The organism is Clostridiaceae bacterium (genome assembly GCA_012840395.1).
Classification (GTDB): Bacteria; Bacillota; Clostridia; order Acetivibrionales; family DULL01; genus DULL01.
Genome location: DULL01000057.1, coordinates 1 through 13,348 on the forward strand (window position 1 = coordinate 1; position 13,348 = coordinate 13,348).

The 13,348-nt window shown below is 37.6% G+C and carries 8 protein-coding genes, 1 pseudogene and 1 other annotated feature; all 9 genes and pseudogenes read left to right on the plus strand.

Annotation, left to right across the window (positions count from 1 at the left end; all coding sequences use genetic code 11):
• The first annotated feature begins 284 nt into the window (after positions 1-284).
• The 9 genes and pseudogenes from GXX20_06855 to GXX20_06895 all read left to right on the plus strand — a co-directional run bounded on the left by GXX20_06855 (position 285) and on the right by GXX20_06895 (position 13,054).
• Positions 285-476: a DUF951 domain-containing protein gene (locus GXX20_06855; protein ID HHW31378.1), complete on the plus strand. Its 192-nt coding sequence runs from the start codon at positions 285-287 to the stop codon at positions 474-476.
• Positions 477-571: 95 nt separating this feature from the next.
• Positions 572-1,738 (plus strand): trypsin-like serine protease, encoded by a 1,167-nt coding sequence (locus GXX20_06860; protein ID HHW31379.1) that lies wholly within the window; start codon positions 572-574, stop codon positions 1,736-1,738.
• A gap of 216 nt (positions 1,739-1,954) precedes the next feature.
• Positions 1,955-2,210 (plus strand) — a binding site (T-box leader).
• 50 nt (positions 2,211-2,260) lie between these two features.
• Positions 2,261-3,904 carry a biosynthetic-type acetolactate synthase large subunit gene (gene ilvB / locus GXX20_06865; GenBank protein ID HHW31380.1) on the plus strand — a complete coding sequence of 548 codons (1,644 nt, stop codon included), beginning with the start codon at positions 2,261-2,263 and terminating at the stop codon, positions 3,902-3,904.
• A 104-nt stretch (positions 3,905-4,008) separates the two neighbouring features.
• A complete protein-coding gene (ilvN, locus tag GXX20_06870; protein HHW31381.1) occupies positions 4,009-4,521 on the plus strand; it encodes an acetolactate synthase small subunit in 513 nt (170 codons plus the stop codon).
• Positions 4,522-4,526: 5 nt separating this feature from the next.
• Positions 4,527-5,519 carry a ketol-acid reductoisomerase gene (ilvC, locus tag GXX20_06875; GenBank protein ID HHW31382.1) on the plus strand — a complete coding sequence of 331 codons (993 nt, stop codon included), beginning with the start codon at positions 4,527-4,529 and terminating at the stop codon, positions 5,517-5,519.
• A gap of 251 nt (positions 5,520-5,770) precedes the next feature.
• A pseudogene (locus tag GXX20_06880) lies at positions 5,771-7,354 on the plus strand (2-isopropylmalate synthase).
• 19 nt (positions 7,355-7,373) lie between these two features.
• Entirely contained in the window at positions 7,374-8,981 is a 1,608-nt protein-coding gene (locus GXX20_06885; protein HHW31383.1) for a citramalate synthase, read from the plus strand.
• A gap of 456 nt (positions 8,982-9,437) precedes the next feature.
• Complete coding sequence (locus GXX20_06890; GenBank protein ID HHW31384.1) at positions 9,438-11,825, plus strand: hypothetical protein; 2,388 nt, start codon at positions 9,438-9,440, stop codon at positions 11,823-11,825.
• 110 nt (positions 11,826-11,935) lie between these two features.
• Positions 11,936-13,054 carry an anaerobic sulfatase maturase gene (locus GXX20_06895; GenBank protein ID HHW31385.1) on the plus strand — a complete coding sequence of 373 codons (1,119 nt, stop codon included), beginning with the start codon at positions 11,936-11,938 and terminating at the stop codon, positions 13,052-13,054.
• Positions 13,055-13,348 lie beyond the last annotated feature (294 nt).

The window sequence follows — 13,348 nt, forward strand, 5'->3', positions numbered from 1 at the left end:
TACATAGAAGATGATCTCCTTTTCTGTTATTTTTTGTTGAGAACTATATTTTAACAGGATTTCATCTTCTTTTCTATTTATTTGGAACTATATTCCAATTTATCCCTACAGTAATTTTACTCTATGCAACCAAATTAATACATGCCGTTGGCAATTAAATAAATTTGATTTAATATTATTGATACATTATCATATATAGTCAAATAGTATAATGAATATATTATGAAATCCAAGGAAAAAGATTTGATGGATGAGGCATCAAATGTTTGGAAGGAGGAGATTTCATGGCTGATAAATTCAAAATCGGAGATATTGTAGAACTGAAAAAGGAACATCCTTGTGGCAGCAAACAATGGGAAATAACAAGAACAGGAGTGGATTTTAAAATAAAATGCCTGGGCTGCTCTCATTTAGTAATGCTTCCCAGGACTAAATTTGAAAAAAGTGTAAAGAAAATAGTAAAACCTTATATGTGAGACTTTGTATCTTTTACTCATTTTTTGAAATAATAAGTATGAATGCTTAAGTATAAATACTATAAGTAAAAATACTTATTATGAAGGATGGTAAAATGTACGAAAGAAAAAGAAGATACAATTTTTTAGGGATATTAATTACCTCTCTTGTAACTTCATTTATTACGAGTATACTCGTTTTTTATTTTGTATCAGGCTACTACCAGAGACGGGACTATTCTCCCGATAATAGCAGCCGTAATACTGTGGATATGCCTCAACCTCAGCAAATGGCAGTTCAGACACAGGTTGATGAGCATGTAATTGCAACAGTGGCAAAAATGGCTACTCCTGGAGTAGTGGGAATATCAGTATTAAGGGTGGACGGAAATAGTATATTTGAGCAAAATGCCGCTGAAAAATGGGGAGTAGGTTCAGGGGTTATTATAAGCTCTGACGGCTATATTCTGACAAACAATCACGTTGTTGGCGGAAAAAGCAAACGAATTATCGTTTCTTTAGCAGATGGCAGAGAGGTTGAGGGAGTAGTTTTATGGACTGAGCCAGTATTGGATCTGGCAGTGATAAAAATTAATCTTACGGGACTGACTCCAATTCCTTTTGGAGACTCGAACGAATTACAGGTGGGTGAACCTGCAATAGCCATAGGTAATCCGCTGGGACTTATTTTCCAGAGAACTGTTACATCAGGTATTATCAGTGCTCTAAACAGGACAATTAAAATCGATACCGAACAGGGTCCTAATTATATGGAGGATTTAATTCAAACAGATGCAAGCATAAACCCCGGAAACAGCGGAGGCCCGCTTCTTAATTCAAAAGGCCAGGTAATAGGTATCAATACTATTAAAGTTACCAGCGCAGAAGCAATTGGTTTTGCAATACCAATAAATGTAGCAATTCCAGTGATTAAGCAGTTTATAGAAAGAGGAGAGTTTATAGAGCCTTATCTGGGTATTTTTGCATATGATAAAGAAATTATACCTTATGTTAATAAAAATATCAGTGTAGATAATGGTATATACGTTGCAAATGTAGATAAAAATGGTCCCGCCTTCCAAAAGGGTATTGACGTGGGCTGCATAATTAGACAGGTAGATGGTAGGGATATTAATACAATGATCCAATTAAGAACATATTTATACTCAAAGAGACCAGGAGATGTGATAAACGTTACTCATATCTCCAAAAAAGATGGAAAAATAGTTACAGTGCCCATAAGACTTGCTGCCAAAGAGAGAGATGGGCTGATCACCAGATAATACTTGCTGCTTTGGGCAAAAGGGCTTGTCTGCTGATTTTATAGCAATAAACATTATAAAAAAATATATTAAATGAGCAAGAAACATATAAAAATTAGCTTGACACTGGTTTTGAAGCTTTGATACAATATTAGTCAATTACACAAAAATTTGACTCTGAATTAAACTTTGCGGGAATCATATATACAAATAGTTTATGAGAATTAAATAACTGGGTATTTAGTAATGAAGGAGAAAAGATGCATCCAAAGTGTACAAGAGAGCCGGTGGATGGTGTAAACCGGTACACGGGATTGCATGTATAGCTCACTCCGGAACTCTACCATTGAAAGCTTTAACTTGTTAAGGCAGATAGATGATAGCGGTGACTACGTTATAGTCGAGTACTGACTGTACTACTGAGAATACACAAGCAATTGTGTGTTTAAGTAGGGTGGTACCACGTAGAGGATCTATTCCCTTCGTCCCTGCATCATATTCTGCAAGGATGAAGGGTTTTTTACTATACAAAGGGGTAGGATTATGAAGATAACAGGTGCGGAAGCAATTCTGAGGTCGTTGGAAAAAGAAAATATTGAAGTAATATTCGGATATCCTGGTGCTGCAATATGTCCATTTTATAATTATTTGATAGACAGCAAAATAAAACATATATTAACAAGACATGAGCAAGGAGCTGTACATGCTGCAAGCGGTTATGCAAGAATTACAGGTAAAACGGGAGTATGCGTGGCTACATCGGGTCCTGGGGCAACCAATCTGATTACAGGTATTGCAACAGCTTATATGGATTCTATTCCTATTGTGGCTATTACAGGTCAGGTTCCCACAGACCAGATAGGGAAAGATGTTTTCCAGGAAGCAGATATAACTGGAGCCACTGCTCCTTTTTGCAAGCATAATTATCTTGTAAGCAGTGCAAATGATTTGCCCAGGATTTTAAAGGAGGCTTTCCATATTGCTTCTACAGGAAGGCCGGGACCAGTGCTGATTGATGTTCCTATTGATATCCAGGAAAGCATGATTGATTACGAATATCCTCAAAGCCTTGATATGAAAGGTTATAAGCCAACTTATAAAGGTCATGTGCTTCAGATAAGAAAAATATCCGAGGCTATTGAAAAGGCAAAAGCGCCGGTAATTTGCGCCGGTGGAGGAATAATAAACGCTGATGCATCTGATCTGCTTATAAGGCTTGCAGAGAAGTGCAGGATTCCTGTAACTACAACTTTAATGGGAATAGGTGCTATTCCTTCCTGTCATGAATTAAACCTGGGTATGATAGGTTCCCATGGCAGCTATATAGCAAACTATGCAGTAAACAACTGTGATTTATTAATAATCATAGGTGCCAGGGTTGGCGACAGGGCAATGGGATCGGCCAGCAGGATAGCTAAAAAGGCTAAGATTGTTCATATCGATATTGATCCGGCAGAAATTGGGAAAAACGTAGAGGTTTCTATACCAGTAGTGGGAGATGCCAGGTATATACTTGAAGAACTATTGGAGATAGTTGAAAAAGGTGATACTGAACATTGGGAAACAATAATTGCAGAGAAAAAACGGGAGCATCCTTTGTCAAAGGGTAGCTTTTCCCATAAAAATCAAGAACAGTCTGAAACTATAGATCCGAGATACTTAATTGATTTGCTTTCTGACATGGCCGGAGATAATGGGGTTATTACAACAGAAGTAGGACAGAACCAGATATGGGCGGCGAATTATTTTAAAATAAAGAAACCAAGGACATTTGTTACCTCAGGTGGAATGGGTACTATGGGATACGGACTTCCTGCAGCCATAGGAGTAAAAATAGGAAGCCCCGAATCAAAAGTAATAACCATAAGCGGAGATGGAAGTTTCCAGATGTCCATGCAGGAGCTGGGAACCATAAAGCAATATAAGCTTGGAATTAAACTGGTTATTTTAAATAATTCCAGGTTAGGTATGGTCAGAGAGGTACAAAAAAAGAAATATTGCGGACGTTATTCCCAGGTTTTTCTGGATGATAACCCTGATTTCATAAAACTGGCAGAGGCATACGGTTTCAGGGGCCAGAGAATTAACAGCAACCATCAGGTTCCTGAAACGCTGGAAAAAATGCTATCTGACGATAAACCCTTTATTCTGGAATGTATCGTGGATCCAGAAGAACCAACTCTTTAGGTCAAATAGAGATACTATCACATGACCGAAGTAAAGACGACAACATAGCGGAAATGGAGGAAAAGACATTGAGTGGATTAAATAATTCTAAAGGGGGTAGCAAAGTGGGAAAGCATACCTTGTCAGTATTGGTTGAAAACAATGCTGGAGTACTTTCAAGAGTATCCGGCTTATTTAGCAGAAGAGGTTTTAACATTGACAGTCTTGCTGTTGGAGTTACAGAAAATCCGGAAATATCAAGGATGACAATAGTAGTCAATGGAGATAACCACGTTGTTGAACAGGTTTGCAAACAGCTTAATAAACTTATAAATGTCATAAAGGTAAAAGAATTAAACGAAGCAGATTCAGTAAGCAGAGAACTTGCCCTTATTAAAGTTTCTGCAAATGCTGCCACAAGGTCTGAGATTATTCAGATAGTTGAAATATTCAGGGCTAAAATTGTAGATGTATCAAAGACAACTTTGACCATTGAAGCTTCAGGAAGCAATGAGAAAGTAGCTGCACTGGAAGATATGCTTAAACAGTTTGGCATAAAAGAAATAGTTAGAACCGGTACAATAGCAATTGATAGAGGTAATAAACAAATAAAAGCAACAAATAATGAGGAGGAATGATTTTAATGGCAAGATTGTACTATGATAGAGACGGAGATTTAGGATTAATAAAGGATAAAACTATTGCAATAATAGGCTACGGGAGCCAAGGTCATGCACATGCCCAGAACCTGAGGGATTCCGGCATGAATGTAGTGGTTGGTTTAACACCTTCTTCAAGAAGAAGAACCCAGGCTGAAAAAGATGGATTGAAAGTTCTTGATACTGCTGAAGCTGCAAAAGTTGCAGATATAATAATGATTCTTATTCCTGATGAGCTCCAGGCGGGAGTTTATAAGGAAAGCATAGAGCCTTATCTGGAAGAAGGAAATGTACTGGCCTTTGCACATGGTTTTAACATCCATTTCAATCAAATAATACCTCCTGAAAATATTGATGTAATAATGATAGCTCCTAAAGGCCCTGGCCATACAGTAAGAAGCCAGTATGTTGAAGGAAAAGGTGTTCCCTCATTAATAGCAGTGCACCAGGATGCATCCGGAAAAGCAAAGCAGTATGCTCTTGCTTATGCTATCGCAATAGGTGCAGGTAGGGCAGGGATACTTGAAACTACCTTTAAAGAAGAGACAGAAACCGACCTTTTCGGAGAACAGGCAGTACTTTGCGGAGGGGTAACCGAGTTGATGAAAGCAGGTTTTGAGACATTAGTAGAAGCAGGATACCAACCTGAAAGCGCTTATTTCGAATGCATACATGAAATGAAGCTGATTGTAGACCTGATAAATCAGGGCGGATTTTCCTATATGAGATACTCTATAAGTGATACGGCTGAGTATGGAGATTATATGACCGGAAAGAGAATTATAACAGAAGAGACAAGGAAAGAAATGAAGAAAATTCTTAAAGAAATACAAAATGGTACTTTTGCATCAAAATGGATAGCTGAGAACAGAGCAGGTGGCAGGGCGGAGTTCCTGGCTACAAGAAGGAAAGAATCCCAGCACCAGCTTGAAAAGGTAGGAGCAGAACTGAGAAAAATGATGGGATGGCTGAAGTAATTGGTTTTAACCTAAAAGCTCATTACATGTCAGCATATTGAATTTTGTAACACTTCATCTTACATTTTATGGGCCCGTGCTGATTCAACATCGTGTTTCAACAGCACTTTCTACGCCATCCGTGGCGTTTCAACCCTTAAAATACTGCGATTTCAGTGACAAATTTTGCAATATGCTTCCAATTTCATTCGCTTTTAGATCAAACCTGACTTAATGGAGAAATTTATCTTGTATGGAAGAGGAGGTCTTATATGCCTGCAAAAATAAAAATATTCGATACTACATTAAGAGATGGGGAACAAACTCCGGGTGTTAACCTTAATATACATGAGAAATTAGAAATCGCAAGACAGCTTGCCCGACTGGGAGTTGATATTATAGAAGCGGGCTTTGCCATAGCCTCTCCTGGAGATTTTGAGGCTGTAAAAACCATAGCACAAAATGTGAAGGGAGTTGTTGTTGCAAGCCTAAGCAGAGCTGTTCAAAAAGATATAGACAGGGCTTGGGAAGCTCTGCAATATGCAGAGAATCCAAGAATACACACATTTATAGCAACATCTGATATTCATATGAAATATAAGCTTAAAATGTCAGAAGAAGAAGTACTGGACAGAGCTGTAGCTATGGTCAAATATGCCAGGAAATACTGCAGTGATGTAGAATTTTCAGCTGAAGATGCCAGCAGGACAAGGGAAGAGTTCCTTTACAGAGTATTTGAAGCTGTTATCAATGCCGGGGCAACAGTTATTAATATACCGGATACGGTAGGTTATGCTGCACCCAAAGAGTTTGGAAGACTTATTAGGAATATTAAAGAAAACGTTTCTAATATTCATAGGGCAGAAATAAGTGTTCACTGCCATAATGATTTAGGACTCGCTGTGGCAAACACTCTTGCAGCTATGGAAAATGGAGCAACCCAGTTGGAGTGTACGATTAACGGCCTTGGAGAAAGAGCTGGAAATGCTGCTCTAGAAGAAATAGTTATGGGAATTGAAACAAGAAAGGATTATTACAATGTCACTCATAGTATAGATACCACTCAAATATATAGAACCAGTAAGCTAATCAGCAGCTATACAGGAATTAATGTACAGCCCAATAAGGCAATTGTAGGAGCAAATGCATTTGCCCATGAATCGGGTATTCATCAGCATGGTCTGCTGGCAGAAAAGTCAACTTATGAGATAATGAGACCAGAATCGATCGGTCTTCCCAAAAATAAAATGGTATTAGGCAAGCTTTCTGGAAGACATGCTTTTGAGGAGAAAGTAAAGGAAATGGGTTACGTTCTGACAGAAGAAAAGTTGAAAGATGCATTTGAAAAGTTTAAAAATCTGGCCGACAGGAAGAAGGAAGTTACTGACCGGGATATTGAAGCATTAATAGGTGAGAAATAATTTGAAGTTCCTGAAATCTTTGAACTGGAAAGTTTCCAAATAAGCAGCGGTAATAGAGTTGTAGCTACTTCCACAATATCTATTAAAAGAGAAGGCAAAACCATTACTGAGGCAGCCACCGGTTCAGGTCCCGTTGATGCCGCATTTAATGCTTTGGACAGAGCCGTAGGAATTAGCTTTAAATTGGAAGAATACAGGATTAGAGCTGTTACAGAAGGAAAAGATGCCCTGGGTGAGGTCACTGTAAGAATTTCTAAAAATGATGAGAATTTTCTTGGGAAAGGTGTAAGTACCGATATTATTGAGGCAAGCGTAAGGGCTTATTTGAATGCAATTAATAAAGCTATCAGTGAATTTGGAGAAGAAATAATAGGAACAAACGGAAATGAGAATGGTGGCAGAAATGACAATAGTGTTGCACAGGCAATCAACTAAATAGGAAGGGGTGATTCCTATGAAAAAAATAGTTATATATGATACAACATTAAGAGACGGAGCTCAAGCTCAGGGAGTATCCTTTACCGTTGAAGATAAGCTGAAAATTGCCAAGGCATTAGATAGGTTGGGAATAAGCTATATTGAAGCCGGTAACCCAGGTTCAAATCCTAAGGACTTGGAGTTTTTTGAAAGAGTTAAAAAGATGAATTTTAAAAATGCAAAAATTATTGCTTTTGGAAGCACCAGGAGAGTAAATATAAATGTAAAAGATGATGAAAACGTAAAATCCTTGCTTAAAGCTGGTACAGATGCCGTGGCAATATTTGGAAAGTCCTGGGATTTTCAGGTTACCGAGATACTAAAGACTACTCTGGAAGAAAATTTAAACATGATATATGATACCATTAAGTACTTTAAAGATCTTGGAAAAGAAGTTGTATATGACGCTGAGCATTTCTTCGACGGATATAGGGCAAATCCTGAATATACAATGAAAACTTTGGAATATGCCGCAAAAGCCGGAGCTGACAGCATATGTCTTTGTGACACAAAAGGAGGCTCACTGCCTCTTGAGATATATAATATTACCAAGATGGTTGTTGAGAAATTTCCGATACCAATTGGCATACATTGTCACAATGATAATGGCATGGGAGTGGCTGGATCTATAATTGGTGTAGAAGCCGGAGCTACTCAAGTCCAGGGTACTATCAATGGTTATGGTGAAAGATGCGGAAATGCTAATTTATGTACAATAATTCCTACTTTGCAATTACAAATGGGATATAACTGCATACCTGAAGAAAATATGAAGACACTGACACCATTTGCCAGATATATTAGCGAAATAGCAAATATAATTCATGATGAAAGAGCACCTTTTGTAGGGAACGCAGCTTTTGCCCATAAAGCTGGTATGCATGCTGACGCTGTAAACAAAAACACTTTTGCCTATGAGTTAATAGATCCTGAAGCTGTGGGCAATAAGAGAATTTTCCTTATGTCAGAGGTAGCAGGCCGCAGTGCAGTTCTGCATACTTTAAATGAAGTTGATCCGGATATTAAAAAGGATTCACCTGAGACAAAAGCCGTGATTGAAAAACTTAAAGAAATGGAATTTAAAGGATATCAGTATGAAGGGGCTGAAGGATCATTTAAACTTCTTGCAAGAAAAATTTTGGGCAAATATATACCTTCTTTCGAATTAAAGGAGTTTAAAGTTATTGTTAACATGCCTTCTGTAGGTAAATACAGTTCCTCAGCAATGATAAAGATAAAGGTTGGAGACCAGGAGGAAATAACCGCCGCAGAGGGAGAAGGTCCGGTTAACGCACTGGATTATGCTGTGAGAAAAGCTCTGGGCAAATTCTATCCTCAGATTCAGAATATGAAATTAACGGATTACAAGGTTAGAGTATTAGATTCAGAGGCAGCCACAGCAGCAAAGGTAAGGGTATTAATTGAATCAACAAATGGCAAAGAAGTATGGAGTACCATAGGTGTATCTACAGACATTATTAATGCCAGCTGGATAGCCCTGGTAGATTCAATAGAATATATGCTGAGTGCCGAGAGAAAAAATGGCGCAAACGGTATGAATGGCGCAAACGGTATGTTTGAATAAAGTCAAAACATTTTTACCAAGCGTCAAGAAGTCTCTCGCTTCTGTAAGCGGAAACTAAGCGGGAACTGAATTAATGTAAATTATATAATAAAAACCTTTTTCAGTGGAAACTGCAAGACCCCCACTGAATCCCGGGAGAAGCGAGTCTGCTGAAGAAGGAATATAATGTCAGATTATTTGAAGGTAGTCTGCTGGTTTGGCTATTCCAGACCGGGGACTACTTTTATGTTTTCAATATTCTGTTTAAATAAATACTATTAATGTAAAACTCTATTGAGTCAAGCTTCTATGTTTTATAGAGTAATGTGCTTATTGCATTTTTTCACTCCAATAGGAAACTTGTACTCTGGAAACATTGCTTTCTATATGGTAATATGTAATGAGCTATAGAGTTTAAAAATAATATTGGCCTTCTAATATTATTCTAAAGTTTAGTAATATGCAGGGAGGTAAAAAATGTCCAAGCATGAGAAGATAGAAGATTTCGCTGTGAATCTAAGGAAAGTTTTTCACTATCCTAAAATAAATGAAAACCGCTATGAACGCCGGACTACTTCAACAGTGGATTCTGAAGGTAACATCTGGAGTTTAATAAGTTTTGAAGAAGAGGGACAACGTAAGTTATTACTTAGATATACAACTGATAGTAAAGGCTTGGAAAGTACATGCAAGATACTTGCTGACAAGTTTTTACCTTCCAGACCTTTCATTATTGCCAGGGATAAGGGAAGGATATCCGCCAGTTGGATTGAAATTGACCAGGGAGAATGGAAGGTTGTATATGCAGAAATAGGAGAGAATGGAAATATCCTGAGCCATGAGTATGTTCATATTAGCGCTTATGCATGTATGCACCCCACAATATGCATAGCAGCAAATAAGCCATATGTGATATGGGCTGGCTGCGATGAGTCAGATAATTCATTTGCCATATATTCTTCTGTATTGGGTCCCCAGGGCTGGAGTAAGCCCAGAAGGCATTCAAATGGACAGGGGAATTGTTTCAGGCCGGCTGCCTGCAGTAATGGCAAAAGTATTCTTATTGCCTGGGATCAGTGTATGGGAGGATTGCAGCATGTAATGATTCAGGAAATCTCCATGGATGGCAGCAAAATATGTGAATATACCATTAGCCGGGAATCTGAGAGAGTATTATATCCTCAGGTGGCGGTCCGGGACAATACAACTTATTCTATAGCATGCATTGCTATTTCTGATATAGTAGATGAGGAATTAGGAATAGTTGATCATAGCACAGGAATAGTGTTTTCAGAGATAAGCAATGGCATACATAATATAAATCCTGACTGGATTGCATATTTAAATGAAGGATTATTGGGAATAGAAAACTATACACCCTATTTTGGCATCCGGCGGAAATGCAGCCTCGTAGCAGAAGAACAGGGAAGTTTATGGCTGCTGTGGGAAATGCGCTTTGAAAAGGAACGGGAAGATATTATTATAGATTTCGAAAAAGACAAGCTTTGTTATGAACATTATGGTTATCTTGTTGGAGAAAGGTTTAATGGACAGAACTGGGAAAAGCCAGTAATACTGCACCAGGGAGGAACTTGTTATAGCGTTGCCGGGTTTACGAATGAAAGGAAACTAGGCATTGCATATTTGGATCAGGCAAATGTATACGAGTTGCCTTATTTAAAACAAAAATATATAGATGTTAACAATGGTATTAAGCTTGAAATCAACAGAGAGGGAGAGACACGCTGGAATAAGAAATTAGAGCCAGAGATAAATGAAAATAAAGATCAACGTTATTTTGCAGTAATAAAAGAGGAAAAACTAAACCTTTATTGGGCCGATACTCATGTCCATTCAAATTTCAGCCCCGATGCAGAGGGAGAGCCGGATGAACTAATTCATTTTGGAAGGGATATTGCAGGTCTGGATGTAATGGCCATGGTTGATAATGATTATTATCCTCATGCCGGTTTAATGTCAGCCGAATGGCTGATACAGCGGGAACTTGCCAGGGTTTATACTGTGCCAGGAAAGTTTGTTGTTTTTCCCGGTTATGAATTTACCTGCCATGAAAAGGAATTGGAGCCTAACTTTAATCACAGGTATGTAATATTTCCTGAGAAGGGACTATATTTTAGCAGGCTTGATCCGGAAACAAGGGATGTAAAATCTCTGGCAAGAAAAATTAGCAAGACCGATGGTATTATGGTCGCCCATCATCCAAGCTGGAAACTTACAGGAGAGCAAGCAGACCAGTTTGTAGAGGTATGTTCATCCTGGAGAATATCAATTGAAGAGAAGAATTTTATTAAGAAGAGACTTTTGGAAGGACAAAAATTTGCATTTATAGGTTCGAGTGATACTCACAGAGCCTGCCCAGGTCTGGGAGGCGCTTTAACCGGCATTTTTGCGGAGGAACTGGAACCCAAAAAACTTTTTGAAGCCTATAAGAAAAGAAGAACTATTGCTACGCAAGGATTGCGCATACTGATAGATTTTAGAATTGGTAACTTGTTTATCGGAGATGAAGGCATAATTAATAAAAATACTCCTGCCAGGATTAAAGTAGTTTCTCCTGAGGAACTTGAATATATAGAGGTATTTTGTGATGACAGGATAGTAAGAAGATATGAAAGACCTGGCAAAAAACTTATTGATGAGTTTATTGACCCTTATTTATTCAGTGGACAGCATTTTTATTATGTACGCGTAAAAGCAATAGGAGATCCATCATTTAATGAACCTGACAGCAATAGAAACCAATATAGCGGACCATTTATAAGGGAAGGAAAATATTCCTTTAACTTCGCCAGAGCTAAAGGACCCTTTGCCTGGAGCACTCCAATATGGGTAAGTAAAAGTTAATGATGTTTTGAAAATTGAACAAGCGACTTTGTCAAGGAATATTGAAACTATAATAAAAATATTGTAATATTCATAACTAAAATACAATTTTTTGGGAAAGAGAATATTAAATGCCTCCTTTAAGTGTGCTTATAAAGCCTTCATCCAGTATGTGCAATTTAAGATGTAAATACTGTTTTTATCATGATGTGAGTGAAAGAAGAGAGATTAAATCTTTTGGTTATATGAATTATGATGTTATGGAAGAACTAATAAGAAAATCTCTTAACTTTGCAGATCTGTATTGTACATTTGCCTTTCAGGGAGGAGAGCCGACCCTTTCAGGTTTGCAGTTTTATAAGGATTTTTGTGCTGTTGCTGACAGATATAATAGAAAAAATATTGATATACACTATTCTATTCAGACTAATGGAATGCTGATTGACGACAACTGGGCGAATTTTTTTAAGGAACATAATTTTCTTGTGGGGCTTTCCCTTGATGGGTATAAGGATATAAATGATTCCTTGAGGATAAGGCCTGATGGAAAAGGCACTTTCAATCAGATAATGAAAACTGTATCAATTTTCAAAAAATATAAAGTGGACTATAATATCCTCTGCGTGGTTACAGGTTATGTGGCAAGACATATAAGAAAAATCTATTCTTTTTTTAAAGAATGTGATTTTAGATATCTTCAGTTTATACCATGTATTTCTCCTCTTGAAACTGATGAAGAAGAGGGGTTTTTTCTTTCCTCTAAGAGATATGAATATTTTCTGAACACTCTGTTTGACGATTGGTACAATGATTTTGTAAAAGGAAATTATGTAAGCATACAGCACATTGATAATAATATCCTAGCTTTAAACGGTCAGCCACCTTTGCTTTGCGCCCTGACAGGCAAGTGCTCCTGTCAGTTCGTTATAGAAGCCGATGGAGGGGTATACCCTTGCGACTTCTATGTAACAGACCAGTGGTGTCTGGGCAATATCACTGATTTGACAATGAGTTTTAAAGAATTCAGAGAAAGTGATAAGGGACAGAAGTTTTTATCTGTCAACGATAACCCTGTCAATGAGTGTACCGGCTGCAAGTGGTTTTTTATATGCAGGGGAGGATGCAGAAGATACCGGGAACCTGTTAAAGGAAATACCATGTCTCAAAATAAATTCTGTGAAGCATATAAAAGTTACTATACTTATACTTTTGAAAGAATGCTGCAGGTCGCGAAAATAGTAAGAAGATAAATAGCAGAATTTAAAGAAGGATAAATGCGAAAGAATTACCCTAATGAAAATAACAAATTGGATGTAATAATAGAAAGGTATTCAGAAAAAGGTAAATAAACATAATCTTTATTGATAATTAAAAATATGTTATGATACCTGTATATGCAAATATGCAGGTATTTTATGTTTATATGGCATGGTTGAAAGAACAACTTACTCTAAAGGAGAAAAACCACCTATAGATATAGGAAGTCTGTTTTACGGAATAATAAGTTCAGGTTTCTGTGCGGCCTAATTAAGTGTAAGGGGGGA